This window comes from Yinghuangia sp. ASG 101, assembly GCF_021165735.1.
GTDB lineage: Bacteria > Actinomycetota > Actinomycetes > Streptomycetales > Streptomycetaceae > Yinghuangia.
On record NZ_CP088911.1, the window covers coordinates 6,695,215 to 6,721,500 of the forward strand.

The 26,286-nt window shown below is 73.3% G+C and carries 20 protein-coding genes, 1 pseudogene and 2 riboswitches; of the genes and pseudogenes, 14 read left to right on the plus strand and 7 right to left on the minus strand.

Going from position 1 to position 26,286, the window contains the following annotated elements; genetic code table 11:
- Positions 1 to 44: 44 nt before the first annotated feature.
- Positions 45 to 935 (plus strand): annotated as a pseudogene (locus tag LO772_RS28680) (DUF881 domain-containing protein); the annotation flags it as partial.
- A 293-nt stretch (positions 936 to 1,228) separates the two neighbouring features.
- The gene (locus tag LO772_RS28685; RefSeq protein WP_231774922.1) at positions 1,229 to 1,561 is read left to right on the plus strand and encodes a small basic family protein; all 333 of its coding nucleotides are present in this window, start codon (positions 1,229 to 1,231) and stop codon (positions 1,559 to 1,561) included.
- A gap of 876 nt (positions 1,562 to 2,437) precedes the next feature.
- On the opposite strand, the gene LO772_RS28690 is transcribed toward LO772_RS28685, so the two are convergent.
- Positions 2,438 to 2,908, minus strand: coding sequence for a hypothetical protein (locus LO772_RS28690; RefSeq protein ID WP_231774923.1), 471 nt, complete (start codon positions 2,906 to 2,908; stop codon positions 2,438 to 2,440).
- 15 nt (positions 2,909 to 2,923) lie between these two features.
- On the opposite strand from LO772_RS28690, the gene LO772_RS36440 reads away from it, so the two are divergent.
- The 9 genes from LO772_RS36440 (at position 2,924) to LO772_RS28735 (ending at position 14,598) form a co-directional block, all read left to right on the plus strand.
- Complete coding sequence (locus tag LO772_RS36440; RefSeq protein ID WP_443089333.1) at positions 2,924 to 4,213, plus strand: DUF881 domain-containing protein; 1,290 nt, start codon at positions 2,924 to 2,926, stop codon at positions 4,211 to 4,213.
- 139 nt (positions 4,214 to 4,352) lie between these two features.
- A complete protein-coding gene (gene gcvH, locus LO772_RS28700) occupies positions 4,353 to 4,739 on the plus strand; it encodes a glycine cleavage system protein GcvH (RefSeq protein ID WP_231774924.1) in 387 nt (128 codons plus the stop codon).
- 346 nt (positions 4,740 to 5,085) lie between these two features.
- Positions 5,086 to 5,655 (plus strand): FHA domain-containing protein, encoded by a 570-nt coding sequence (locus tag LO772_RS28705; protein ID WP_231774925.1) that lies wholly within the window; start codon positions 5,086 to 5,088, stop codon positions 5,653 to 5,655.
- Positions 5,656 to 5,726: 71 nt separating this feature from the next.
- Positions 5,727 to 6,572 carry a transcriptional regulator FtsR gene (ftsR, locus tag LO772_RS28710; protein WP_231779765.1) on the plus strand — a complete coding sequence of 282 codons (846 nt, stop codon included), beginning with the start codon at positions 5,727 to 5,729 and terminating at the stop codon, positions 6,570 to 6,572.
- A 115-nt stretch (positions 6,573 to 6,687) separates the two neighbouring features.
- Complete coding sequence (locus LO772_RS28715) at positions 6,688 to 7,161, plus strand: bifunctional nuclease family protein (RefSeq protein WP_231774926.1); 474 nt, start codon at positions 6,688 to 6,690, stop codon at positions 7,159 to 7,161.
- Between the two features lie 518 nt (positions 7,162 to 7,679).
- On the plus strand, positions 7,680 to 8,285 hold the full coding sequence (locus tag LO772_RS28720; protein ID WP_231774927.1) for a MerR family transcriptional regulator: 606 nt from the start codon (positions 7,680 to 7,682) through the stop codon (positions 8,283 to 8,285).
- Between the two features lie 130 nt (positions 8,286 to 8,415).
- Positions 8,416 to 9,039, plus strand: a complete 624-nt coding sequence (locus LO772_RS28725) for a SanA/YdcF family protein (protein ID WP_331717279.1) — start codon at positions 8,416 to 8,418, stop codon at positions 9,037 to 9,039.
- A gap of 94 nt (positions 9,040 to 9,133) precedes the next feature.
- Complete coding sequence (locus tag LO772_RS28730; protein WP_231774929.1) at positions 9,134 to 10,882, plus strand: DNA polymerase IV; 1,749 nt, start codon at positions 9,134 to 9,136, stop codon at positions 10,880 to 10,882.
- Between the two features lie 392 nt (positions 10,883 to 11,274).
- Positions 11,275 to 14,598 carry an AAA family ATPase gene (locus tag LO772_RS28735; RefSeq protein WP_231774930.1) on the plus strand — a complete coding sequence of 1,108 codons (3,324 nt, stop codon included), beginning with the start codon at positions 11,275 to 11,277 and terminating at the stop codon, positions 14,596 to 14,598.
- A gap of 100 nt (positions 14,599 to 14,698) precedes the next feature.
- Here LO772_RS28735 and LO772_RS28740 read toward each other — a convergent pair whose 3' ends face one another.
- The 3 genes from LO772_RS28740 to LO772_RS28750 form a co-directional block, all read right to left on the minus strand.
- Positions 14,699 to 15,559, minus strand: coding sequence for an ABC transporter permease (locus tag LO772_RS28740; RefSeq protein ID WP_231774931.1), 861 nt, complete (start codon positions 15,557 to 15,559; stop codon positions 14,699 to 14,701).
- A complete protein-coding gene (locus tag LO772_RS28745) occupies positions 15,556 to 16,587 on the minus strand; it encodes an ATP-binding cassette domain-containing protein (RefSeq protein ID WP_231774932.1) in 1,032 nt (343 codons plus the stop codon). Before LO772_RS28745 ends, LO772_RS28740 begins: the two co-directional genes overlap by 4 nt.
- A 154-nt stretch (positions 16,588 to 16,741) precedes the next feature.
- Complete coding sequence (locus LO772_RS28750) at positions 16,742 to 17,350, minus strand: NADPH-dependent FMN reductase (RefSeq protein ID WP_231774933.1); 609 nt, start codon at positions 17,348 to 17,350, stop codon at positions 16,742 to 16,744.
- 286 nt (positions 17,351 to 17,636) lie between these two features.
- A riboswitch (glycine riboswitch) is annotated at positions 17,637 to 17,730 on the plus strand.
- 2 nt (positions 17,731 to 17,732) lie between these two features.
- Positions 17,733 to 17,843, plus strand: a riboswitch (glycine riboswitch).
- Between the two features lie 138 nt (positions 17,844 to 17,981).
- Between LO772_RS28750 and gcvP the strand changes: the two genes are divergently transcribed.
- The gene (gene gcvP, locus LO772_RS28755; protein WP_231779766.1) at positions 17,982 to 20,867 is read left to right on the plus strand and encodes an aminomethyl-transferring glycine dehydrogenase; all 2,886 of its coding nucleotides are present in this window, start codon (positions 17,982 to 17,984) and stop codon (positions 20,865 to 20,867) included.
- Positions 20,868 to 21,015: 148 nt separating this feature from the next.
- On the opposite strand, the gene LO772_RS28760 is transcribed toward gcvP, so the two are convergent.
- The 3 genes from LO772_RS28760 to LO772_RS28770 all read right to left on the minus strand — a co-directional run bounded on the left by LO772_RS28760 (position 21,016) and on the right by LO772_RS28770 (position 23,491).
- The gene (locus tag LO772_RS28760) at positions 21,016 to 21,210 is read right to left on the minus strand and encodes a DUF5999 family protein (protein ID WP_231774934.1); all 195 of its coding nucleotides are present in this window, start codon (positions 21,208 to 21,210) and stop codon (positions 21,016 to 21,018) included.
- Between the two features lie 519 nt (positions 21,211 to 21,729).
- Positions 21,730 to 22,317, minus strand: a complete 588-nt coding sequence (locus LO772_RS28765; RefSeq protein ID WP_231774935.1) for a hypothetical protein — start codon at positions 22,315 to 22,317, stop codon at positions 21,730 to 21,732.
- Between the two features lie 334 nt (positions 22,318 to 22,651).
- The gene (locus LO772_RS28770; RefSeq protein WP_269453110.1) at positions 22,652 to 23,491 is read right to left on the minus strand and encodes a polysaccharide deacetylase family protein; all 840 of its coding nucleotides are present in this window, start codon (positions 23,489 to 23,491) and stop codon (positions 22,652 to 22,654) included.
- 276 nt (positions 23,492 to 23,767) lie between these two features.
- Between LO772_RS28770 and LO772_RS28775 the strand changes: the two genes are divergently transcribed.
- Both LO772_RS28775 and LO772_RS28780 read left to right on the plus strand, forming a co-directional pair.
- On the plus strand, positions 23,768 to 25,246 hold the full coding sequence (locus LO772_RS28775) for a glutamate--cysteine ligase (RefSeq protein WP_231774936.1): 1,479 nt from the start codon (positions 23,768 to 23,770) through the stop codon (positions 25,244 to 25,246).
- A 142-nt stretch (positions 25,247 to 25,388) separates the two neighbouring features.
- Positions 25,389 to 26,186 carry a CPBP family intramembrane glutamic endopeptidase gene (locus tag LO772_RS28780; protein WP_231774937.1) on the plus strand — a complete coding sequence of 266 codons (798 nt, stop codon included), beginning with the start codon at positions 25,389 to 25,391 and terminating at the stop codon, positions 26,184 to 26,186.
- The last annotated feature ends 100 nt before the right edge of the window (positions 26,187 to 26,286 follow it).

The window sequence follows — 26,286 nt, forward strand, 5'->3', positions numbered from 1 at the left end:
GACACCGCGACGGGCACCCTCGCGGGCATGGAACGATAACCCCCATGACGCGGACACCGCCGCCCGGGGAGGCCCGGTACAAACGCCCCGACGCGTCGATGTCGCTGCTGATCAACATCATGGACCACAGCCTCGACGAGGGGTACGCCGAGGCCACCGCACGACGGGCGGCCCGCGGCGGGGCACGCGGTACCAACCGCGCCCCCGGCACCCGGCTGCTCGCCGCGGTCGGCGTCGCCCTCATCACCGCGGTCGTCACGCTGGCCGCGGTCCACCAGGTGCGCGTCGCGGCGCCCCAGGCGGCCAAGGAGCGCGAAGACCTCGTCAACCGCATCCACGCCCGCGAGGCCGAGGCGGACAGGCTCCAGGACGAAGTCGAGGCGCTGCGCGACCAGGTCGACGCGATGCAGGACGAAAACCTCACCCCCGACGAGGCCCGGCGCGTCCAGATGCTCGCCGCGCTCACCGGCGCCGACCCGGTCGAGGGCCCCGGGGTCAAGGTCGTCGTCGACGACGCCCAGCAGTCCGGCGACAAGGACGGCGCCAACCAGGACCCGAGGCAGGCCCAGGCGCTCGCCAACGGCCGGGTCCTGGACCGCGACCTCCAGCGCGTCGTCAACGGCCTGTGGGCGGTCGGCGCGGAGGCCATCGGCATCAACGGCCAACGCCTGACCGCGCTTTCCGCCATCCGCGCGGCCGGGGCGTCGATCCTGGTCGACAACCGGCCGCTGTCCCCGCCGTACACCGTGCTCGCCATCGGCGACGCCAAGAAGATGCGCGACGACTTCCCGAAGAGCCTCGACGGCGTCTATCTGCACGATCTGACACAGAAGTTCGGGATCCGCGCGACCATCGGCACGCAGAAGAAGATCAAGCTGCCCGCCGCGATCGGGATGACGTTGCGCGTCGCGGGGCCCGAGGGCGCGGAGCCCACGCCCGCACCGGCACCGGCTCCGGCGCCCGGTCCCTCCACGACTCCCGGTACCGGTACGGTGTCTCCCTCGGCGGGATCGACCGGGGGTGCGGCGGGGACCCGGACACCATCCCCCTCATCCTCCTCGGATTCCTCGCACCCGACACCGCCCAAGACCACCGGCAAGACGACGCCGCCCACGACGACAACGGGCGGCACCGGGACGACCACCACGGGGGCCACGACCAAGCCCTCGTCGAGCAAAGCGACCGCGCGGAACACCGGCGCCGTGCCGTCGCACGAGGAAGGACAAGCGTGATCGCGGTACTCGGCTTGGCGATGGGAGTCGTGGTCGGCTTCTTCGCCCGCCCGGTGATCCCGGCCGATCTGGAGCCGTACCTCCCCATCGCGGTCGTGGCCGCCCTCGACGCCGTCTTCGGCGGTGTCCGCGCTCTGCTCGACGGGATCTTCGACGACAAGGTCTTCGTGGTCTCGTTCCTGTCCAACGTGGTCGTCGCGGCGCTCATCGTCTTCCTGGGCGACAAACTCGGCGTCGGCGCGCAGCTGTCGACCGGCGTCGTCGTTGTTCTCGGTATCCGGATCTTCTCGAACGCGGCGGCCATCCGCCGGCACGTCTTCCGGGCCTGAGAGGGGGCAGCGATGGCCGACGAATCCCCGCCGCGCGACGGCGGCGGCACGCCCGGGACCGATGGCCCGCCGCCCGAACCACGGCCGTTCCGCAGCTACTTCGCCGGGAACGAACCCTCCGGGCCCGACGACGTCGCGGAGCGGCCGGGCGCGGGGTCCCAGGCCGAGCCTCCCGCCGACGGGCCGGCCCGCGAGCGCACGGCCGATCACCCGCGCGGCGACGGCGAGGCACCGCGTGACGACGCCTGGTTCCGCCGCACGCCCGGCCGGCGCGGCGGGGTTCCGCGGGCCCCGGCGCGTTCGTCGCGCGACGAGGACTGGTACGGCGACGAGACCGGCCGTACGGAGGCCGCGGCCGGTCCGGTCCGGCGCCGCCCGGCGGCAGAGCCGCCCGCGACCGGCGGTTCCGCCGGGGACGCTCCCGCCCCCGACGCGTCCGCCGACGACCGGCCGTCACCGTATTTCAACGTGCCCGCGCGACGGGGAGGTCGGCCCGGTCCCGGGTCCCGGCCCGGGGAGGGCGCGCGGCGACCCCAGGCGCCCAAGAAGGGCACACCGCCCGTCCCCGCCACCACTCCTGACTCCCCATCAGAACCGGAGCCGGAACCCCGGCCCACCCCGGCGGCCCCGCCGCGCCCGGAGCCGGACGACCGGCCGTCGCCCTACTTCAACGTCCCCGCGCGACGCGGCCCGGCGACCCCGCGCCGACAGCCGGGCCGAGACGAGACGGAGGACGCCGCCGGCGCCCGCACGGACGAGGCCCGCCGCGGCGACACCGGGACCGGCGGCACGCGCCCCGACGCCGCACACCGGGACGCCGGGCGCGGCGAAGGCAACCCCGCAGGCAGCCCCGCGGCCGGCACGCGCCCCGACGCGTCACCCGGCCCGGGCCGTGGCCGGGCTCGGCCGGGTGACGCTCGTCCGGGCGGTCTCCGCCCCGACGGGGCGGGCAGCGGCTCCGGCCGCGCCGAAGCCGGTCCGTTTCCCCCGGGCGGGGTTCGTCTCGACCGGGCAGGCGGCGGCCGAGACCGCCCCGGCAACCCCCGGGGCGGCGGCCTCCGTCCCGCAGAGGCGGGTTCCGGCGGCTCCGGCCCCGCCGAGACTCGCGGCGGCGATCCCCGTGCGGGCGGCGCTCGTTCCGGTGACGCGCGCGGGGACGGTGTCGGCCGCGGCGAAGGTCGTCCCGGCGATCCGCGTGCGGGCGCCGTCCGGCCCGAAGAGCCTCGCCTTGACCTGCCGCACTCCGGCAACGCCCGTACCGGTGGCGGCCGTACGCGGGACCCGCGCGCCGACGCGCGCGACGCCGTGCCGCCCGCCTCGCGGGCGCCCGAGCGAAGCGACGGCCACGACGGCACCGCGCGGTTGCGCTTCACTCCGGGCAAAGCACCCGCACGCCGCAGCGACGACACCCCGCGCGATCTCCGCACACCCTCCCCGTCGGCGCCGCAAGCCTCCGACGGCGCGCACGGTGCCCCGGACCCTCGGAAATCCCGAGGTCCCGTCGCCCCGGGCGACCCCGGCGACCCCGGCGACGCCGAGCCCCCGCAGACCACCGCCGACGCGTCCGAATCCCGCGACACGGGCGACCCGCCGCGTACGCCCCGCCGAGGCCGCGCCCGCAAGCACCGCCAGACCCGGACCACCGCGAAACGCGCCGGACGCCGCCGCGACCCCGAGGCCCCGCCGAGCGACCGTGCCCGCCCCGAGGACACGGTCGGCCCCCGCGACCCCGCCGACGCACCCGGGCCGGAGCCCGCGGACACCCCCGACCCCGCCGCGAGTTCCCCCGCCGCCCCGACCGGCGGCGCGAGCGGCCCGGACGGCGGGGACGGCTCCGACACGCCCGGCGGCCCCGGCGAGTTCGACGCCGCCGACGGCGGCGAGCCCCCCGAGGAACCCGGCACCCCCGAACCCAGCGGCCGGCGCCGACTCGCCGCCGCGCTGTGGCCGCCCCGCGTCAGCCGCGCCCAACTGGTCGTCGGCATCCTGCTGTTCGCCCTCGGCGCGGCGCTGGCGATCCAAGTGCGCAGCAACACCGAGTCCGATCCGCTGCGCGGTGCGCGCGAGTCCGATCTCGTGCGCGTTCTGGACGAACTCGAACAGCGCACCGCGAGGCTCGACTCCGAGAAGAGCCGCCTCGAAATAGACCGCGCCGAACTCGAGAGCAGCAACAACGCGGCCGAGGAAGCCCGCGTGCAGACCGACCAACGCGCGCAAGTCCTCGGCATTCTCGCCGGAACGGTCAAGGCGACCGGCCCCGGCATCACGCTGACCATCACCGACCCGAAGGGCGCCGTCACCGCGGACATGCTGCTCGACACCCTGCAGGAACTCCGCGCGGCGGGCGCCGAGGCCGTCCAGGTCAACCAGGTCCGCGTCGCCGCCGAGACGCACTTCATCCAGTCGGCGCCCGGGGCGCCGATCTTCGTCGACGAGCAACCCGTCACGCAGCCCTACGTGTTCAAGGTCATCGGCAATCCGCAGGACCTGGAACCCGCGCTGAACATCCCGGGCGGGGTGATTCGTACGTTGGAGCGGAAAGAGGCCCAAGCCGTCGTCGTACCCTCCCAGCAGGTCGTCGTGGACGCCTTGCGGGTGCCGACGACGCCTGACTACGCTCGCTCGGCACCGGATGCGGGCAACGACGGCTGACTCCCGAATGATCGAGACCTGACAGAATCAGCGACGGCACCGCCACGCGGCGCCCTCGGCAACGGTTCTCCTGTTCCGGCGGCGGCTTCGCGAGCGCACACACGGAGCAACGACGCAAGGAAGGCAGGGCGGATCCGGCATGTACCCGGAGGACCTCACGTACACGGCGGAGCACGAGTGGGTGCGCTCCCTCGGCGACGAGGACGGGACGGTGCGGGTCGGCATCACCGAGTACGCGCAGGACGCCCTCGGCGACATCGTGTATGTGACACTGCCGCAGAACGGCGTGACGGTCACCGCCGGACGGCCTTGCGGCGAGCTGGAGTCCACCAAGAGTGTCAGCGACGTCTACGCACCGGTCAGCGGTGCGGTCGTGGCCGTCAACGACGCCCTGGAGAGCGCGCCCGAACTGGTGAACTCCGATCCCTACGGGGACGGTTGGATGTTCGAGGTACGCCCCGACGACCCTGCCGCAGCCGGCGCGCTGTGGGACGTCGCGGCGTACGTCAGAAGTCTGGACGCCTGAGCACCATGCGAGGACTCCAGCGACCACGGCGGCGAAGCGGCCGTGACACCACCGGCCCCGCGGGCGGCACTTCGGTGCCCGGCCGCGCGGCCACACCTACGACGACACATTCCTGCCCCATGGGCGGGCCAGGCTCTCTCGGGGAGGTTCTCGCGTGAAGTTGTTCGCGAGGCTGTTCGGTCGTTCGCGTCGCGCCGAGCAGGAGGCACCGCAGGCGCCTGCCTCGGTGCCGTACCCCGGGCCCGGGCCGGCGCAGTCCGACCCGCGTATAAGCTCCGGGGCTCCCGCGGGCGGCGCATATGAGGCACCGCAGCCGACACCGCCGGGCGGGCAGCCCGCGGTCGTCGTGCCGCCGGGTGCCGCGGGCGCGGAGGACGGGACGGTCACCTGTCGGAACTGCGGGCACGGCAACCCGTCCGGCAGCCGCTTCTGTTCGAACTGCGGCAATCCGCTGCGCCCGGACGTCGAGCGCCCGTCGGAGCAGACGTCCACGATCTCGATCACCGGCATCGAGGCCCTCGACGCCGATCAGGCCGCTCCGCGCGAGGCCCTCAGCCCGGAGGCGCAGGCGGCCGTCGAGGCGCTGCCGCCGGGCACCGCGCTGCTCGTGGTGCGCCGCGGCCCCAACTCCGGCAGCCGCTTCCTGCTCGACTCCGACCGCACCACCGCCGGCCGTCACCCGGAGAGCGACATCTTCCTGGACGACGTCACGGTGTCCCGCCGGCACGCCGAATTCCGGCGCACCGGTGCCGGTTTCTCGGTCGCCGACGTCGGCAGCCTGAACGGCACGTACGTCGGGCGCCAGCGCATCGACGAGGTTCCGCTCACCGGCGGTGACGAGGTGCAGATCGGCAAGTACCGGCTCGTCTTCTTCCCGAGCCGCCACACGCAGATCGGCAGCGGGGAGCACACGTGACGTCGGTGCCGCCCAGGCCCGTGCTGCCCAGGGAGGGCGGCGGTCGCGCGCTGGTCGGCATCGGCGAGGTCATGGAGATGCTGCGGCCGGAGTTCCCGGACGTCAGCATCTCCAAGATCCGGTTCCTGGAGGCCGAGGGCCTCGTCGAGCCGCAGCGCACCCCTTCCGGCTACCGCAAGTTCGGTCCGTCGGACGTCGATCGCCTGCGGTACGTGCTGCGCGCGCAACGCGACCAGTACCTGCCGCTCAAAGTGATCAAGGACCAGCTGGACGCGATCGACCGCGGCCTCGAACCCGTCGACGACGGCCGAGGCGCGGTCGGCGCCGAACCGGACGGCTCCGGCCCCCACCCCGATGCCGGGGCCGAGGGGCCGGCCCGTCCGCCGGTGCTGCTCGACCGCGCCGAACTCCTGGCGGCGGCCGGGATAGACGAAGCCGCGCTGGCCCGGCTCGAGGAGTTCGGCCTGATCGAGCCGCGCCGCACCGTCCCAGCCCCCGTCTCCGCCCCTGCCCCCGTCGCCTCCGTCCCCGCCTCCACCGACGTCGGCGTTGCGGATGACGGGCCGGCCGAGCGCCCCGGGGAGCCGGGGGAGGCCGAAGCGGAGGAGACCGCCCCGGTTCCGGCCCCGACCCCGACCCCGGCCGCACGCCTGTACGACGGCGACGCCCTGGTGATCGCGCGGCTGGTCACCGCACTCGGCGAATACGGCCTGGAGCCGCGCCACCTGCGCCAGGTCAAGGCCGCCGCCGACCGCGAGGCGGCACTCGTGGAGCAGATCGTCGCACCGCTGACCCACCGCCGGGGCGCGGGCGCGCGGACCGGAGCGGAGGAGGTCGTGCGCGACCTCGTGTCGCTCACGTCCCGTCTGCACACGGTGCTGGTCGGAGCTGCGCTGCGCCCGCTTCTCGAGCGGTGAACACGAAATTCACACATCTTCGGGTTTACCGCCAGAGAAGAAAATGCGACGAATACAGGCGCGAAAGGGCCCCGGGGGATCTGTGCTCCTCACCCGGGCGCGCTAGTGTGGCGATGTGAACGAGCTTGAGGTCGTGGGCGTCCGGGTGGAGATGCCTTCCAACCAGCCGATCGTCCTCCTGAAGGAAACAGGAGGCGATCGGTACCTCCCGATTTGGATCGGCCCCGTGGAGGCGACAGCGATCGCCTTCGCGCAACAAGGCGTGGTCCCGGCGCGGCCTCTGACGCATGACCTGTTCCGCGACGTGCTTGAGGCACTGGGCCACGAGCTGACCCGTATCCGGATCGTCGACCTCCGCGAAGGCGTGTTCTACGCCGAGCTGGTGTTCGCCAACGGCACCGAGGTCAGCGCCCGGCCGTCCGACGCGATCGCGCTCGCACTGCGCACCGGTACGCCGATCTTCGGCGCCGAGGCCGTTCTCGACGAGGCCGGGATCGTGATCCCGGACGAGCAGGAGGACGAGGTCGAGAAGTTCCGGGAGTTCCTGGACCAGATCTCGCCCGAGGACTTCGGCACCACGAGCCAGTAGTCCGCGTATCCCGCCCCGGGACAGCGTCAGTCGCCGCCTTCGGGCACTCCGGGTATCCATGCGCGCCCGCGTGCGCGCCGGTTCGGAAGCGCAGCGTCTCCACTACCGCCCCCGCAAGGAACGAACCCCGTGATGCCTCGGCGGCGTTCCGGGGCGGGGCCCTTTCGGCCGCGTCGCGGACCGTGCGTGCGGCGCGTGCGCCGGGGTGTTGTATGGTCACTCGATCGAGTGAGCCGGCACGCCACCCGATCGGGCCGATTCGATCGGTCCGCCCGGGAGCGACAGGTGGGCGGTCGCCATGCGTACCCGGATCATCGCGATTTCAAACGCAAATTGAGACGTGCGTCACTCGGCGTGCCGAATGCGGTGGTCGTTGACGCGCTCTGGGTGACTGCCTACCGTCGAAATCGACAGTTCCGGGGATGATCCGTGCGCGCTGCAAACTGCCGCTTGCGGTCCGGAAGTCACGGTATTCCTCTCCCCGCAGGCAGGTGCGGAGAGGCGAAACGGAGGTCGGCGTGAGCAGCACCGGCGATACTGCGGGCCGCGCCCGCGCGGGCCGCCCGTTGACGTCGGCCGCGCCCGCGGGCCCTTACGCCGAAGGGCCCAACGGCCGGGCGCCCTCCGCCGCCGACGAAGTCGGATACCGGGGGCCCACCGCCTGCGCCGCCGCCGGCATCACCTACCGCCAGCTGGACTACTGGGCCCGTACGGAACTTGTCGAGCCGAGCATCCGCCCCGCCCACGGTTCCGGTACGCAGCGCCTCTACAGCTTCCGCGACATCCTCGTCCTCAAGATCGTCAAGCGCCTGCTCGACACGGGCGTCGGCCTCCAGAACATCCGCGTCGCGGTGGCCCACCTGCGTGGCCGCGGGGTCGGCGACCTCGCCGGCATGACGCTGATGAGCGACGGCGCGAGCGTGTACGAGTGCACGTCGTACGACGAGGTGGTCGATCTCGTGCAGGGCGGCCAGGGCGTCTTCGGGATCGCGGTCGGTGCGGTCTGGCGCGAGGTGGAGGCATCGCTCGGCACGCTCCAGGGCGAACGCCCCGCGACCGGCGAGATCGTCTACCGCCACCACGGCGACGAACTCGCCCGCCGCCGTCGCGAACGCGCCGGTTGAGACGGTCTCGCGCGGCCGTCGCGGGCGCGGGGGAACCGTGCGGATGGGCGGAGGCGTCCCCGGGTGCGTGGCAACTCGGACAAGCGGTCGGCCGCGCGGTCGACGCGGGCAGCGGATCTTGTTCCAGGCCGTGGTCATCACGACGGTGATCGGCCTGGCACCGGTCACCTGGGTGTACGCGGTGGGCGGCGACCGCATGCGCGGCGTCGACGACGTCCCCGCCGCCCCCGTGGCGCTCGTGCTCGGCGCGGGGATTCGCGGGGGCGAACCCTCCCGGCTGCTGGCCCGGCGCCTGGATCTGGCGATCGAGCTGTTCCGCGCCGGAAAGGCCAAGGTGCTCCTGGTCTCCGGCGACCACAGCAGCCCCGACTACAACGAGCCGGACGTCATGCGGCGCTATCTGATTGACCACGGGGTGCCCGAGCAGCGGATCGTCGCCGACTATGCGGGATTCTCGACCTGGGACTCCTGCGTACGCGCGCGGCGTGTCTTCGGTGTCGACAAGGTGATCGTGGTCAGCCAACGATTCCACATGCGCCGGGCGTTGGCGCTGTGCGGCGCGGCCGGACTCGACGCCTACGGGGTCGCGGACGACTCGATGCGCGGCGACCTGGTCGGGCTGACGCTCTTCGGCGGGGCGCGGGAGATCCTCGCCGCCTGCAAGGCCCTCGGCGAGGCGGTGCTGAAACCGGACCCGGCCGTCCTCGGCCCCGAGGAGCCCGGAGTGGCCGAGGCGGTCGCCGCGCCGCGTTGACCGCGCCGCGTTGACCGCGCCGCGTTGACCGCGCCGCGTTGACGCGGGGGCGGAGGGCGGGTGATGTCGGGGGGATGCGCCATCATCGGAGGAAATGCGATCGACCCCGGCCATCCTCCATCTCGACATGGACGCCTTCTACGCGTCGGTCGAGCAGGCCGCGAAGCCCAGCCTCCGAGGCAAGCCCGTCATCGTCGGCGGCGTCGGCGGTCGCGGCGTCGTGGCCACCGCGTCGTATGAGGCGCGCACGTTCGGCGTGCGGTCCGCGATGGCGACCGGTGAGGCCCGGCGGCGCTGCCCGAACGCGGCGTTCCTGGTGCCGCGCTTCACCGCCTATCGGGAGGTCAGCGAGCTGGTCATGACGCTGTTGGGGCGGTTGTCGCCACTCGTGGAGCCGCTCAGTCTGGACGAGGCGTTTGTCGATTTGGAGGCAGGTCCCTTTGGCGATGGCCTCGATGTCGCGCGGGTCGCGAGCCTGGCCGCGGGCCTGCGGGGCGAGATCCACGACGCGACGGGCCTGACGGCGTCGGTCGGTGTCGCGTCGTCCAAGCTCGTCGCCAAGATCGCCTCCGAGACCGCGAAGCCCGACGGGCTCGTCGTCGTGCCGCCCGGCGGGGAACGCGCGCTTCTCGATCCCCTCCCGGTGCGCGCGCTGTGGGGCGTGGGCCCGGCGACCGCCGAGGCCATGCGCAAGGTCGGTATCGCCACGGTCGCCGACATCGCGGCGGCGGACCCCGACGAACTCATCCGGCTCTTCGGCCAGGCCCACGGCCGGGCGCTGCACGAGCACGCGCGCGGGCTCGACGACCGTCCGGTGGTCGCGGAACGCGACGCGAAGTCCATCTCCGTCGAGGACACCTTCGAGGTGGACCTCGTCGACCGCACCCGCGTCGCGGCCGAACTCGACCGGCTCGCCACCCGCTGCGTCGAGCGGCTGCGCGCGGCGGGCCGCACGGGACGGACCGTGGTCGTCAAGATGCGGCGCTACGACTTCAGCACCCTCACGCGCTCGGAAACCCTGCGCGCCCCGACGGACGACCTGTCGGTGGTCCGCGAAACCGCGCAACGCCTCGCCGCCCAGGTCGACTTCACCGGCGGACTGCGACTGCTCGGCGTCGGCGTCGCGTCCCTGGCGGACTTCGCGCAGCAGGATCTGTTCGCGGGGGAGCAGGAGGAGACGGGGGAGGGCGGCGGGGACGCCGCGGCTTCGCGGTCCGAGGACGACATCGCGCGGCAGTGGCAGGTCGACGCGGGGGCGGGCGCCTCGTCGGTCGCCGCGAACCGGGCCGGAGGCGGGGGAGTCGCGCATGCCGAGACGACGGCGGGCGGCCCGGACACGGCCGACGCCGAGGACGAGACCCCCCGAGGGACGGGGGACGACGAGGCCGACGAGGCGGACGGCGGACCGCCGGGCGCCGGAGGAGGGGAGCGCGACGGCCTCGGTCGGCGGGGTGCGGGGGAGCCCGGCGCGGGAGCGGACGCATCCGTGATCGCCGCGAACCGGGCCGGGGGCGGTGCCCAAGAAGGCGCGGGGCCGGGCGATCCCGAGGCCGGGGCCTATGGGCGCGTGCCGGTGTTCCACCCCGGTCGCTCCGGGGGGCGGCGCTGGTTCCCCGGCCAGGACGTCGAGCACGCCGAGCACGGTCCCGGCTGGGTGCAGGGCAGCGGCGTGGGCCGGGTGACCGTACGGTTCGAGACGCCCGGTTCCGCTCCGGGGCGCGTGCGTACGTTCCCCGTCGACGACCCGGCCCTGCGTCCGTCCGAGCCGCTGCCTCTCGCCCCGATGGCGACGCTCCGGGAACGGCCCGAAGCCCCAGGGGACACCGGCGACGCGCACGACTGAGGCCCGTCGCCACCGGGCCGGAATCCCTGTCCTCTGACACTTCGTCGGGTGACACTTCGTCGGGCCGCGCCGCCGAAGCGGCCCCGCAGCCGCCCGCCGCACGGACGCTGTCGCCCGGACCCCCGCGCCGACCTCCCCTGGACCGTTCACGGCGTCACGCGCCGCCGGATCGCCGTGGCGCGGTCGTGGTCCCCACGCCGGACTGTGGCGGGGACAGTCCGTGTGGTGTCACGCGGTGCCGCTTGTCCCGGCCGCGGTCTCACGCCGAGGACCATGCCCGGGGCCGGCGCCGTCGATAGTCGCGTGCGTGATGTCAGTGCGCCTGCATAGGCTGCACTGCCGCTTCTTGTCCCCGTCTCCCCGCCGACGTCTCGGAGAGATCCGCGCCCACCATGAAGCCATCCCACGGACGCCTGATCGGGCGCACGCACGCGAGCGGTCTGCTGCGCGCCCACGTGGAGCGGGCCGCGGAGAGCCACGGTGGCCTGGTCCTGGTGACCGGTGAGCCGGGTATCGGGAAGACCGCTCTGGTGACCCGTGCGGCCGAAGAGGCGCGGCAGCGCGGGGCGCTGGTGCTCGGCGGGTCGTGCTGGGACTCCGACAACGCGCCCGGCTACTGGCCCTGGGTGCAGGTCATCCGCGCGCTCCGGCGGGCCCTGGGGGAGCGGGAGTGGGAGGCCGCCGCGCGGGAGGCGGGCGGGAGCCTCGCGGTGCTGCTCGGCGAGATGCCCGGCGCCGAGCGGGAGGACCCACCGGGTCACGACGCGTTCCGGGTGTACGACGCGGTCACCACGCTCCTGGTCGGCGCGTCCCGGGACCGTCCCGTCGTCGTCGTGCTCGACGACCTGCACTGGGCCGACACGGCCTCGCTGCGCCTGCTCGAATTCGCGGCCCAACACGCCTGGTTCGAGCGGCTGCTCATCATGTGCACGTACCGCGACGCCGAGGCCGAGTCGCCCGGCCACCCGCTGCGTCCGCTGATCCTCCCGCTCGTCGCCAAGGCCACCACGGTCACGCTCACCGGGCTGGCGCGCGGCGAGGTGGGGGCGCTCATGGAGCGCACCGCGGGCCGCGCGCCCGAAAACGACCTGGTCGGCGAGGTCCACCGGCGGACCGGCGGCAACCCCTTCTTCGTCGAGCAGACCGCCCGCCTGTGGGCGAGCGGGGGCGACGCCGCCGCGATCGCCCCCGGCGTGCGGGAGGCGGTGCGCCGCCGGCTCGCCCAACTGCCCGAGCCCGTCGGCGGGCTCCTGGTCACCGCCGCCGTCCTGGGCCGGTCGTTCGACCGGCGCGCGCTCGCCGCGGCCGAGGGGGCGCCGGTCCCGCACGTCGACCGCCTGCTCGACCAGGCCGTCGCCGCGCGGCTGGTCACCGCCGCCGGAGCCGGCCGTTTCGCGTTCGTCCACGACCTGGTCCGCGAGACGCTGTACGACGCGCTCGACGAGGACGACGCACGCAGGCGCCACGCGGGCGTGGTCCGGGCGCTGACCGGCACGCCCGGCGTCGGCGACCGGTCGGTTCCCGCCGATCTGGCCCGGCACGCCCACCTCGCCGGACCCGCCCTCCCGCCCGAGCGCGCGGTCGACCTGTTGTGCGACGCCGCCAAGGACGCCGAGGGCCGCCTCGCGCTGGACGAGGAGATCGTGCACCTGCGGCGGGCGAGCGACGCCGCCGAGCGGATCGACGACGTCGCCCGGCGCACGCGCGTCCGCCTCGATCTGGGGGTGACGCTGTGGCGCGACGGCAAGCCGGAGGGATGGGACTTCCTCGAACGCGTCGTCGAGGAGGCCCGCGGCCACGGCGACCCCGCGCTGTTCGCCCGGGTCGCGCTCACCGTGCACCGCGTCCCCAGCCGCTCCCGGCGCGGTCGGGTCGCCGAGATCGTGCGGGAGGCCCACGACCTGCTCATCGGCCCGGGCCGCCCCGGCGGCCGGGAGTCGTCCGGCGAGGCCGCCGCGGTCGACCGTCTCGCGCGCGAACTCGCGGTGCGGCTCGTCGTCGTGGCGCGGCGCGGGGCCGACGACGAAGCACTCGGGTTCAGCCTGTGGAGCACCCACGACACCACGTGGGGTCCGGGCACCGCGGCGGAACGCCTGCCGCTCACCGACGAGATGATCGCCGTCGGACGCCGCAAGGGCGATACGGAGATCGAGCTGCACGCCACGTCGATGCGCTGGGTGACGCTGCTCGAACTGGGCGACCCGGCGTACCTCGACCAGTTCCGCACCTTCGTCGCCGCCGCGGAGCGTGCGGAGCAGCCGCGGTTCCTGATGGCCGCGTCGATCGACTCATGTCTCATCGCCGCGTTGGTCGGCCGCTTCGCCGAGGCCGAGCGCCATCTCGACGCCGCCTTGCGGCGGTTGGACGCCGAGGGCAGCGGCGCGGACTCCCCGTTCCGGCACCTGCCCGGGCACATCCGCTGGTCGATCATGTTCCTGCACGGCCGCGACGACGAAGTCGACCGGCTGCGGGCCGAGTTCGCGGAACGCGACCACTTCCACCCGCAGCTGCTCGCGGCCCTGACCGACGCCGAGCGCGGGCAGACCGGCGAAGCGCTGCGCCACCTGCGCACCGTGCTCGACCGGCCGGGGGCCGACGCGGCCGACGGCGACGAGCCGTTCGACCGCGTGTACGTGCCGCTGTGGCTGCGTTTCCTCGCCCTGACCGCGGCCGGTTCCGGCGACCCCGAGCTGTGCGAGCGGGCACGGCGCTCCATCGCGCCCTACCGCGACCAGTGGGCCGTGTCGCTCTACGGCTGCGACATCAGCGGTCCGATGGTCCTGTGGGCGGCCGTCGTCGACGCCGGCCAGGAGCGCTGGGACGACGCGGTCGCGGGCTTCACCGAGGCGGCCGAGAGCGCCGACCGTCTCCGCGCCCGGCCCTGGGCGGTGTACGCACGGGTGCGCCTCGCCGCGTCGCTCGCGGCCCGGGGCGCGCCCGGCGACACCGAGGCCGCCCGCGACGCGGTGGCCCGCGCGGAGGCCGACGCCCGCGCGATCGACATGCGCCAGGTCCCCGGATGGGCGGACCGCGCGCGGCGGCTGATCGCGGCGACCGAGCGGCGCGAGGCCGCGCGGGCGGACCTGTCCGGCACCGCCACGGGCGCTCTCGGCGACGACACCTTCGGGCCCGCCCCACACGATCCGGACGCCGACCGGCCGTTCGGCACCATGGCGCGCTTCCGACGCGACGGAGCCGTCTGGGAGTTGGCGTTCGGCGGTGTCACCGCGCACATGCCGGACGCGAAGGGCCTGCGCGACGTGCACTACCTGCTCGGCCGCCCGGGCGTCGACGTGCCGGCCGTGCGCCTGCTCAACCCCGCGGGCGGCGACGCCGTGGTCGCGGCCCGCGGGCTGGGCGGCGACCCGGTGCTGGACGACGAGGCGAAGGCGCGCTACCGGCGGCGTCTCGCCCGGCTCGACGAGGAGATCGACCGCGCCACCGGGCTCGGCGACGACGCCCGCGCCGCCGCGTACGACACCGAACGCGCGGCGCTGCTCGACGAGTTGCGCGCGGCGGCGGGCCTCGGCGGGCGGGCCAGAAGGCTCGGCGACGAAGCCGAGCGGGCGCGCAAGACCGTGACGGCGCGGATCAAGGACACCCTGCGGCGCATGGACGCCGTCCACCCCGGGCTCGCGGCCCATCTGCGCGAGAACGTGTCGACGGGCGCGGCGTGTTCGTACCGGGGCGAACGCGGGATCTCCTGGCGCCTGTGAACCGGCCGGGCCGTCTCGCGACGGGCCCGCGACACGGGTCGGGGGAGGCACGCACCCACGCGGCGCGTGCCTCCCCCGACCCATCGCCGGTCCGGCCCGGCTACTTGCGGTTGTACAGGCGCATCGTCAGCGACCCGAAGACCGCCACGAACACCGCAGAGAACAGCAGGACCCACAGGGTCTCGCCGGTGCCCCAGTCGCCCGCCATCAGGTCGCGCACCGCACTGACGAGGTGGGTGACCGGGTTGACGTCGACGAAGGCCTGGAGCCAGCCCGGCATCGTCTTCGGGTCGACGAACACGTTGCTGAGGAAGGTCAGCGGAAACAGCACCATCATGCTGACGCCCATGACCGACTTCTCGCTGCGCAGCAGCAGACCGAACATGGTCCAGATCCACGAGAACGCGAACGAGAAGACCACCAGCAGCGCGATCGCCGCCAGCACCCCGAGCACGCCGCCGTCGGGGCGGAAGCCCAGGATCAGGCCGACCGTCATGATGACCGCCGACGCCAGCACATACCGCAGCAGGTCGCCCAGGATCATCCCGACCAGCGCCGCGGGCCGCCAGATCGGCAGCGTGCGGATGCGGTCGAACACCCCGCGCTCGATGTCGTTGTTGAGCGAGACACCCGTGTACATCGTGATCATCACGATGCTCTGCACCATGATGCCCGGCAGCACGAACTGGAGGTATTCACTGGTCGATCCGGCGAGCGCGCCGCCGAACAGATAGGTGAACATCAACGTCATCATGATCGGGAACGCGGTGACGTCGAAAAGCTGTTCGGGTACGTGCTTGATCTTCAGCATCGCGCGCCAGCCGAACGTCACCGACGCCGACAGCGGGCCCGGTCGCGGAGGGCGCTCCTTCGAGACGAAGACGGCGGCCAGGTCCTCCGCGGCGACCGGCGCGGGGACGTCCAGGTCGGTGTCCGTGTCCTTGGTGGCGACCGTGCTCATGCTGCCGTCTCCTTCTTGGTCGTGGTGGCGTCGGCGGTTGCGCGCGCGGACGTGCGCGGGGGATCGGATGCGGTGAGGGCGAGGAACACCTCGTCGAGGCTCGGCTGCCCGAGGGAGAAGTCGTCGACGGTGACGCCGGCGCGCGCCAGCTCCGACAGCGCACGGGCGGCGTCCTCCGCCGCGCCCAGCTCGGTGCCGTGGCTCGGCACCGCCGCCGTGAGCGCGACCGGGTCGGGGTCGAGCTGCACGGACGAGCCGAGCACCCGCAGCAGGACCCGCTCGGCCTCCTCGCGCTGCTCCGGGTCGCGCAGCCGCAGGTGAATCGATCCTGCACCGACCGACGACTTCAGCTGCCCGGGCGTGCCCTCGGCGATGACCTTGCCGTGGTCGATGACCGCGATCCGCGCGGCCAGCCGGTCGGCCTCCTCCAGGTACTGCGTGGTGAGCAGCACGGTCGTGCCGTGGGCGACGACGGCCCGCACGATGTCCCACACCTGGTTGCGGCTGCGCGGGTCGAGGCCCGTCGTCGGCTCGTCCAGGAACAGCAGGTCGGGTGTGTTGAGGATGCTCGCCGCGATGTCGATGCGGCGCCGCATGCCGCCGGAGTAGGTCTTGACCTGGCGGTCGGCCGCGCCGGTCAGGCCGAAGGCCTCCAGCAGCTCGGCGGCGCGCTTGCGGGCGAACGCCTTGTGGTGGCCCAGCAGGCGGCCGAGGAGGATGAGGTTCTCGGTGCCGGTGAGGTCCTCGTCGACCGACGCGTACTGCCCGGTCAGGCTGACCCGGGAGCGCACCGCGTCGGGGTCGCGCAGGACGGAGTGCCCGAAGACGTACGCCTCGCCGTCGTCCGGGCGGAGCAGCGTCGCGAGCATCTTGACGGCCGTGGTCTTGCCGGCGCCGTTCGGGCCGAGGACGCCGTAGACGCTGCCCGCGGGGACCCTGAGGTCGATGCCGTCGACGGCGCGGTTGGTGCCGAAGACCTTCACCAGCCCTTGCGTCTCGATCGCCAGGCCGGACGTGTGCGTGGTCATCGTGGGGGGTGTCCTTTTCTCGGTTTCCCGGTTTCTCGGGGGTCGTGGGGTTTCCTCGGTCTTCGACCGCGTGTTCGCCGGATATGACTGCCGCTCCGGTCGGTTCTCATCGGTGGTCCCGGTGTGTCTTTCGCGGCGGCGTGCCGGGCCGGGGTCACGCGGCGTAGGGCCGCGCGGCTCGCGCGTCCCGCAGCGCCCGGCCCCACCAGGCCAGTCGGTCGAGGAGCACGTCGACCGCGGGCTCCAGCTCACCGGGGGACCCGGAGGCGTCGCCCGGGCGGCCGATCTGGCGGTCCAGGCCGACGGTGAGGTCGACGCCGACCGTGTCGCGCATGGTGACGGTGTGGAGTTCGCCGAAGACCTGCCGCAGGTGCTCGACCGCGAGCAGGCCTCGGGACCGGTAACCATACGAGACGAATCCGACAGGCTTCGCGTGCCACTCGTCGTACGCGTAATCGATCGCCTGTTTCAGCGACGCCGGGAAGCTGCGGTTGTATTCGGGCGTGACCACCACAAACGCCTCGGCGTCCGCGATCCGGGCGGCGAAATCGGCCATCGCCGGGGTCGGGTGCTGCGGGAAGCGCGCCGGGAACGCGTTGTCCACGAGATCGATGGGGTCCGCGGCGAAGGTCCCGCGGGCGGCCACCGAGCGCGTCACCCACGCGCCGAGCCTCGCGCCCACGCGCCCCTCGCGCGTGCTCCCGACGATCACCGCGACCCGCAGCGGCCTCGGGTCCGCCTCCGCCTCCCCGTCCGACGCCATGTCTCCTCGCCTCCCTCAGGCCGGTACGCGCCTGTCACCCGTCAGGCGCGAGACGGGCCGTCGCACCCGCCAGACGGAATCTCGCGGCGTGCCGGACGGCCCTTCGCCCGCGAGAAGCGGCACGGCCCCCGGCCGCCGTTCGCGCATCCCGGGGCGCACCGCCGGCCCGTGGGCCGTTTCGCGCGGGCCGGGCTCGCGCGGTGGCCTTGCGCCGAGACCGGCGACCGGGCGGGCGGATCGTGACCCGCCGCCGTGAAAGCCGCACTGGTAGCGTGGGTGCCGCACCGAAAGCCGCGCGGGAGAGCCCCGGACGACGAGCCGGGCGCCGAAGGAGCAACTCCTCCCCGGAATCTCTCAGGCACCCGTACCGCGTGGCCATGGGCACTCTGGAAAGCAGTCCCGCCCGGCGCGGGGCTCACCGACGGTGAAAGCCTCGGCCCGCGGCTCTTGCGGCGGCGTGCGGGTGAAGCTCTCAGGTACCGATGACAGAGGGGGAGGCCGCGAGATCACGTGCCCCGCGTGATCCTTCTCCGTCACCATGGAGGCCTCCACCGTGAGCCCGTCCCCGACCACGCCGCGCCCCTCCACCGGCCCCGCGTCCCCGCCCGCCGGCCCCGGCAGCCTCGCCGCGCTGGAGTCCGCGTCGCCGTTCAGCGGCCGGCACATCGGGCCCGATGCCGACCAGCAGGCGAAGATGCTCGCGCATATCGGTTTCGGATCGCTCGACGAGCTGACGGACGCGGCGGTTCCCGAGGCCATCCGCACGCTCGACCGGCTCGACCTGCCCGAGGCCGTCGGCGAGGCGGCGGTGCACGGGCTGCTGCGCTCGCTCGCGGCCCGCAACACGGTGCTGCGGTCCATGATCGGGCTGGGCTACCACGGCACGCACACGCCGCCCGTGATCCGGCGCAACGTGCTGGAGAACCCGGCCTGGTACACGGCGTACACCCCCTATCAGCCGGAGATCTCGCAGGGCCGCCTGGAGGCGCTGCTCAACTTCCAGACCATGGTGTGCGACCTGACGGGGCTTCAGGTCGCGGGTGCGTCGCTGCTCGACGAGGCCACCGCCGCCGCCGAGGCGATGACCCTGGCCCGCCGCGCGGGCCGCGCCAAGAGCAACACCTTCGTCGTGGACGCCGCGTGCCTGCCGCAGACCGTCGCGGTCGTGCGCACGCGGGCCGAGGCGCTCGGCATCGACGTGGTCGTCGCCGACACCGGCGACGGCCTGCCGGAGGGCGAGTTCTTCGGCGTGCTGCTGCAGTACCCCGGCGCCGACGGGCACGTGCGCGACCTCGCGCCGGTGATCGCCGCCGCCCACGCACGCGGCGCGCTCACCGCCGTCGCCGCCGACCTGCTCGCCCTGACCCTCCTCACGTCGCCCGGCGCGATGGACGCCGACATCGCGGTCGGCACGACGCAGCGCTTCGGTGTCCCGATGGGCTTCGGCGGGCCGCACGCCGGCTACCTCGCGGTCCGCGAGAAGTTCGCCCGGTCGCTGCCCGGGCGCCTGGTCGGGGTGTCCGTCGACGCCGACGGAGACCAGGCGTACCGCCTCGCGCTGCAGACGCGCGAGCAGCACATCCGCCGCGAGAAGGCGACCAGCAACATCTGCACCGCGCAGGTCCTGCTCGCCGTCATGGCGGGGATGTACGCCGTGTACCACGGCCCGGAAGGCCTCACCGCGATCGCCCGGCGCACCCACCGGTACGCCGCGATCCTCGCCGCCGGGCTGCGCCACGACGACATCGAGGTCGTCCACGGGCGGTTCTTCGACACCGTGCTGGCCCGTGTCCCCGGCCGCGCCGACACCGTCGTGGCCGCCGCGCGCGCCGAGGGTGTGAACGTGTGGCGCGTCGACGCCGACCACGTCTCGGTGACCTGCGACGAGACCACCACCCGGGACGACGTCGCGGCCGTGTGGCGCGCGTTCGCGCCGAACGGCGCCTTCTCGTGTACCGGCGACGTCGCGTGCGGCGACGACCACGTCGCCGAACTCGACGCCAAGACCCCCGACGCGCTGCCGCCGGAACTTGTGCGCGGCGACGACTTCCTGACCCACCCGGTCTTCCACGCGCACCGCTCCGAGACCGGCATGCTCCGCTACCTGCGCGGCCTGGCGGACAAGGACTACGCGCTCGACCGGGGCATGATCCCGCTCGGCTCGTGCACGATGAAGCTCAACGCGACCGCCGAGATGGAGCCCGTCACCTGGCCGGAGTTCGCCGACATCCACCCCTTCGCGCCCGCCGACCAGGCGGCCGGGCACCTGGCGCTCATCCGCGACCTGGAGGACGCGCTCGCCCGCGTCACCGGCTACGACGCGGTGTCCCTCCAGCCCAACGCCGGCTCCCAGGGCGAACTCGCGGGCCTGCTGGCGGTACGCGCCCACCACCGCGCGAACGGTGCCGCCGACCGCGACGTGTGCCTGATCCCGTCGTCCGCCCACGGCACCAACGCGGCCAGCGCCGTGATGGCCGGGATGCGCGTGGTGGTCGTGGCCACCGGCGAGAACGGCGACGTCGACCTCGGCGACCTGCGCGCCAAGATCGACGCGCACCGCGACAACCTGGCCGTGCTGATGGTCACCTACCCGTCGACGCACGGCGTCTTCGAGGAGCACATCGCCGACGTCTGCGCCCTCGTGCACGACGCGGGCGGGCAGGTGTACGTCGACGGCGCCAACCTCAACGCGCTCGTCGGGCTCGCGCGGCCGGGCCGGTTCGGGGCGGACGTGTCCCACCTGAACCTGCACAAGACCTTCTGCATCCCGCACGGCGGCGGCGGTCCCGGCGTGGGGCCGGTCGCGGTCCGCGCGCACCTCGCGCCGTACCTGCCGAACCACCCGCTCCAGCCGGCCGCCGGTCCGGAGACGGGCGTCGGGCCGATCTCCGCGGCGCCGTGGGGCTCGGCGGCGATCCTGCCGATCTCGTGGGCGTACATCCGCCTCATGGGGCCCGACGGCCTCAAGCGCGCGACGCAGGTCGCGGTGCTCGGCGCGAACTACATCGCCCGGCGCCTCGCCCCGCACTACCCGGTGCTGTACACGGGCCCCGGCGGCCTGGTCGCCCACGAGTGCGTCATCGACCTGCGCGGTATCACCAAGGCGACCGGTGTCACGGTCGACGACGTGGCCAAGCGGCTGATCGACTACGGCTTCCACGCGCCGACGATGTCGTTCCCGGTTCCCGGGACGCTCATGATCGAGCCGACCGAGAGTGAGAACCTGGCCGAGATCGACCGGTTCTGCGATGCGATGACCGCGATCAAGGCCGAGATCGACCGCGTCGTCTCCGGGGAACTTCCGGCCGACGACAATCCGCTGCGCAACGCGCCGCACACCGCGGCGATGGTCGTCGACAGCGCGTGGGCGCACGCGTACCGGCCCGAGGAGGGCGCCTTCCCCGGCGGCGTGCACCCGGCCGGGAAGTACTGGCCGCCGGTCCGGCGCATCGACGGTGCGTACGGCGACCGGAACCTGGTGTGCTCGTGCCCGTCGCCGGAGGCCTACGAGCAGTAGGAGGCCCGGCGGGCACAACGACGCCGGAGGGCGGCCACCGAGACGGTGGCCGCCCTCCGGCGTTTCACCCCTGGTTCCTCCGGCCGCGCGGCGCTGCCGGAGGTTCCGTGCCGCTACTCCCCGCCGAGCGGCTGCCCCCGCAGACGCGTCAGGCGGCGAGGCGTACGCGGGGCCGGTGCGGTGCGATCAGCCGGCCGTCCGGGAGAAGCTCCCCGGTGTCCTCGAACTGGACAACGCCGTTGCACAGGAGGCTCCAACCCTGCTCCGGGTGCGCCGCGATGACGTGAGCGGCCTCCCGGTCAGGGCTGTCGGACGGTGGGCATTGCGGTTGGTGCTGGCACATCCTCGTACCTTTTCGATGAGCGACGCGAAGACTCACGTCGGGCCGGGCGCCTGCCGACCGGCCTTGGGGGATAGGAGCGTTGTTGTTGCGGATCCGACACGACCTGACTCGTGCCGAGACCCATCCTGCGCCTGTCGGGGGGCCCGCGCAGGCAATTGCCCAGTTCTCACCCACGCGCCCCATGGCGTTTACCTCGTGAGGGTCATCTCGACGACCGGAGGCATGGCGGAGACGTGGCCGCCCGCGGGATCCGGCGTCGGCGCAGGGCCCAGCGTACGCCCGGCCGCACCCCCACCGCATCGCTTGCCAAGGTCAAGTAACAGGCCCGTGTGGGTGACTTCCGACAGGAAATCACACAAGCCCACAAGGCGGACGGTGGCAGCACGTGGCGACGTGCGCCGGGCGGGAGAACGAGCGCGCGGTGGCGGGGCCGCGGCGGTCGCCACGACCCCGCCGGGGCGGGTGCGCGAGGATGTCACACCGCGTGCCGGACGCCGCGGCCCGGGGGCCGGCGGGCCCTCACGGCTGCGGGGCCGCCGCGAGCAGCGGGCGGACCCGGTCGGCGAGCGTGGCGGCGAGTTCGTCGGCCGGATACGGGCGGAGGGGTTGCACGCCCGGCGGTGCGGGAGCGAGCGGGACGAGCAGGTCGTCCCGGCCGACGAGGTCCGCGAGCCATAAGGCGACGGTGTACAGGCCGGGGATGTGCAGCAGGCGCAGTTCGAAGTGGCCGCGCTCGACGTGCGGGAGCGCTCGCAGGGTCGCGAGGGCCGCGTCGGTGCCGGTGGCGAACGGGCCCTCGGTGAAGCGGGCGTGCTGCTGCCCGGTGCCGCGGTCGGTGATCTCGACGGCCCCGACGGTGTGCAGCCCGTCGTGGACGAGCCACCGCCAGCCGACCGGCCGCGCGGCGTCGACGCCTCCGGTCGCGGTGAGGTCGGCGATGTCGATCTCGAACACGCGGTGCGGGCGGACGGCGGTGAGGCCCCGGGCGGCGGCCTCGGGGGTGGTGGGGGCGGCGGCATCCGTCCGGACGTCGTGTGCGGGCCGCCGACGCGGTGCGTCGAGCACCGCTTGTACCGCCTTGCGGAGGTGATCGGGTGTTTCTGGCACACGCAAGACCATGAGACCGCCTCACTTCTGATGCAGCATCCGTTGTCACGCCAGGTGGAGCGTGGGTGGAGAAAAAGCCGCTGTGCCGGTCCGGGCCGGGCGGGTGCTGCGCCGCGCATGCAGGAACCGACCGTACAAGCCGGTCAGCGCATTGTACGTGAATCGCTGCAAAAAGTAACGACGACGGGGAGGCTGCTTGACAGACGGCCCTGGGTCGTGGGGCTTGCGGAGTGTGCCGGGCGTGCGGGGCGGGCCGGGGGCGCGGCGGCGGGCGCGTGGCGGCCACCGCGCCCCCGCCCCTCCCCGTCACACCGGTCCCGTCACGCCGGTCCCGTCACACCGGCACCGTGAACTGGTAGCCCTTCGCGAGGAGGTCGGGGATGAGGCGCCGCAGTGCCTCCACGCTCATGGTGCGGTCGCCGCCGCCGTCGTGGAGGAGGATGACGCCGCCGGGGGTGACCTGTTGGCCGATGGTGTGGAGGATCTTGTCCACGCCGGGCTTCTTCCAGTCGAGGGTGTCGACGCTCCAGCCGAGCGAGCGCATGCCGAGGAACGCGGCTGCCTCTTGGACGTGGGGGGCCCAGTTCCCGGCGGGTGCGCGGTACCAGGGGACGGCGGCGTCGGGTACGGCGGCGTGGATGGCGTCGAGGGTCCGCTGCATCTGCGAGCGGATCTCCTCGGGGGAGTGCTCCGGCATCTTGGTGTCGTGCGTCATCGTGTGGTTGCACAGGGTGTGGCCGCGCGCGACGATTTCGCGGATCAGGTCGGGCCTGGCCTGGGCCTGGGCGCCGACGACGCAGAACACGGCCTTGACGGCGTGGTGGTCCAGGGTGTCGAGGACCTGCGTGGTGTAGCCGGCCCAGGGCCCGTCGTCGAAGGTCAGGGCGACCCATTTGCCCGGGTCGGTGCGTCCGACCTTGGACTGGAGCGTCGTGGGGACGGGCGGGGTGGGCGGCGCGGGAGGCGAGGGCGGTTCGGCCGGGAGCAGCGGCGGCGGTGGCGGCGTGGGCGGGCCGGGCGGTTGGCCGGTGGTGTCCGGGGTAGGCGCGGCACTGGCGGGACGGGCGTCGACGGTGTCGGCGCTCGCGGTCCAGACCAGGAATCCGCACAGGAAGACGGCGATGGCGACGACCGCCGCCTGGAACGTCGCGCTGCGTATGGGCAGAGCGGGCACGGTGAACCCCCCAGGTTGCACGAGGAACGCGCGCCGTGCGGCCCCCCGACACGGCGGGCGGGTGCGCCGGGCAGGCGGGTACGCGCCACTGGACCGGATTTACGACCGGTGATCCGGAAATCGCCGGGGAAGAGTAGTCCGTGAGTGGGCGTCACCCCTGGCCGGGCGACCCGTTGCCAGGGGTGACGCACGGTGTGGTCGTGCGGTTCCCCGGGACGCGGGCATGAGCCCGGTGCGGACGGCGGCCCGGATGCGTTCGAATGGGGAGTTCTGCTCATGGGGGAAGAGGTCGACCAGGTCACGTTCACGCGGTCGGACCGGCAGCGTTACCGCCACAAGTTGCGGTTGTGCCTGGAGACGTTGGAACGGCTTTTGGCGGACGGGCGGTTCGAGAGTCCGCGCAAGTTGATGGGTGTCGAGATCGAGTTGAATCTGACGGACGCGGACGGGTTGCCGTGCATGGCGAACGACCGGGTGCTGGATCGGATCGCGAGCCCGGATTTCCAGACGGAGTTGGGTCAGTTCAACATCGAGGTGAACATCCCGCCGCACCGTCTGGTGGGGCCGGTGTTCTCGGAGTTGGCCGAGGAGTTGCGCACGAGCCTCGATTACGCGGACCGCAAGGCGGCCGAGTCGGGGGCGCGGATCGTGATGATCGGGATCCTGCCGACGCTGACGGACGCGCACATGGTGTTGGAGAACCTGTCGCACAACCCGAGGTACACGCTGTTGAACGATCAGATCCTCATGGCGCGCGGCGAGGACATCCAGCTGCAGATCGAGGGTGTGGAGCGTCTGGAGACGACGTCGACGAGCATTGTGCCGGAGGCGGCGTGCACGTCGGTGCAGCTCCATTTGCAGGTGACGCCGGACAATTTCGCGGCGGTGTGGAACGCGGCGCAGTCGGTGTCGGGGGTGCAGGTCGCGTTGGGGGCGAATTCGCCGTTCCTGTACGGCCGGGAGCTGTGGCGTGAGACGCGGCCGATTCTGTTCGAGCAGTCGTGTGATACGCGGCCGGAGGAGTTGATCGCGCAGGGGGTCCGTCCGTTGACGTGGTTCGGTGAGCGGTGGATCGGTTCGGTGACGGACTTGTTCGCGGAGAACGTCCGGTACTTCCCGTCGCTGCTGCCGATTTGCGATCCGGAGGATCCGGTGGCGGCGCTGGACCGCGGGGACATCCCGCATTTGCCGGAGTTGCGGCTGCACAACGGCACGATCTACCGGTGGAACCGGCCGGTGTACGACGTGGCGCGGGGCAAGCCGCATTTGCGGGTGGAGAACCGGGTGTTGCCGGCGGGGCCGACGGTCGACGACATTCTCGCGAATGCCGCCTTCTATTACGGGGTGGTGCGTTCGCTGGTGGAGGACGAGCGGCCGGTGTGGGAGCGGATGCCGTTCGCGGAGGCGGCGGACAATTTCCACACGGGTGCGCGGCACGGTGTCGAGGCGGAGTTGGCGTGGCCGGGGCTGGGGCGTGTTCCGGTGACGGAGCTGGTGTTGCGGGAGTTGCTGCCGCGCGCGTACGAGGGTTTGGAGGCGTGGGGGATCGACGCGCGGGAGCGGGACTACTACCTCGGCATCATCGAGGGGCGGTGTGTGCGGCGGACGAACGGTGCGGCGTGGCAGAGCGCGGTGTTCCGTCACTACCGCGATCGCCGGGGGCTGGACCGGCTCGGTGCGCTGCGGGCGATGACGTTGCGGTACGCGGAGTTGATGCGCGGCGGCGATCCGGTGCACATGTGGCCTGTTCCGTGAGGGTGTGAGCGCTCTCGCGGTGTGCGGGCGGCCCGGTGAGGTCGGGGTGCGCGTGCGGCGGGTGCGGCGCGGGTGTCGCGGCCGGGTGGGTTCCCGGGTTCCTTCCGGTGGACGTTCCCGGCCGCGGCATTAGATTGTCCGGGTGATCACGGAAGAACCGGCCGATCGGGCCGTGCGCGCGGATGGGGTGCGGCGGCGGATACGGCGCGACGAGGTGCTGCTTGTTCTGGCGGCGTCGCTGGGGGCGTCGGCGGTTTCGGCGCTGATCTCGTTCGTCGGGTCGGTGACGCGGGAAGGCGGGTTGGCGCATCAGCCGGCGGAGTTGAACCGTTCGGCGGCGCCGGGGCGTCCGTGGCTGGATTTGGCGTGGCAGTTGTTCGGCATCGCGTCGGCGCTGGTGCCGGTGTTCTTGGTGGCGCATTTCCTGACGCGCGGTGGTGAGTCGCTGCGTGACCTGGGGGTGGACGGCCGGCACCGGTGGCTGGACCTGGGGCGTGGCGCCGCGGTGGCGGCGGTGATCGGGGGGTCGGGCCTCGCGCTGTATTTGGGGGCGCACGCGGCGGGGGCGAATCTGACGGTGGTGCCGACGTCGCTGCCGGATGTGTGGTGGCGGATTCCGGTTCTGGTGTTGTCGGCGATCGAGAACGCGGCGTTGGAGGAAGTGGTCGTTCTCGGTTATCTGGTGCACCGGCTGACGCAGATGGGCTGGTCGTTTCGGCGTGTGCTGGTGGCGAGTTCGGTGCTGCGCGGGTCGTACCACCTGTATCAGGGGATCGGCGGGTTCGTCGGGAACCTCGTGATGGGGGTGATCTTCTGTGTGCTGTATCGGCGGTGGGGGCGGGTGATGCCGTTGCTGGTGGCGCACGCGTTGATCGACATCGTGGCTTTTGTGGGCTACGTGCTGCTGGCGGGCAAGGTGAGCTGGCTGCCGACGGGTTGACGTCGGGCGGGCGGGGTTCACGGGTCGCGGTGATTCCGTCGCGGGGCGTGCAGCTGGGATTCTTGTCGGGAAGGTATGGACGGGGGCGCTCGGGCGGTCC

What these genes read in the sequence shown, in the direction of transcription:
- gcvH (WP_231774924.1), top strand. Translation starts at nt 4,353, where the DNA reads ATGTACCCGGAGGACCTCACGTACACGGCGGAGCACGAGTGGGTGCGC.
- ftsR (WP_231779765.1), top strand. Translation starts at nt 5,727, where the DNA reads ATGGAGATGCTGCGGCCGGAGTTCCCGGACGTCAGCATCTCCAAGATC.
- LO772_RS28730 (WP_231774929.1), top strand. Translation starts at nt 9,134, where the DNA reads ATGCGATCGACCCCGGCCATCCTCCATCTCGACATGGACGCCTTCTAC.
- LO772_RS28735 (WP_231774930.1), top strand. Translation starts at nt 11,275, where the DNA reads ATGAAGCCATCCCACGGACGCCTGATCGGGCGCACGCACGCGAGCGGT.
- LO772_RS28740 (WP_231774931.1), bottom strand. Translation starts at nt 15,559, where the DNA reads ATGAGCACGGTCGCCACCAAGGACACGGACACCGACCTGGACGTCCCC.
- LO772_RS28745 (WP_231774932.1), bottom strand. Translation starts at nt 16,587, where the DNA reads ATGACCACGCACACGTCCGGCCTGGCGATCGAGACGCAAGGGCTGGTG.
- LO772_RS28750 (WP_231774933.1), bottom strand. Translation starts at nt 17,350, where the DNA reads ATGGCGTCGGACGGGGAGGCGGAGGCGGACCCGAGGCCGCTGCGGGTC.
- LO772_RS28760 (WP_231774934.1), bottom strand. Translation starts at nt 21,210, where the DNA reads ATGTGCCAGCACCAACCGCAATGCCCACCGTCCGACAGCCCTGACCGG.
- LO772_RS28775 (WP_231774936.1), top strand. Translation starts at nt 23,768, where the DNA reads ATGGGGGAAGAGGTCGACCAGGTCACGTTCACGCGGTCGGACCGGCAG.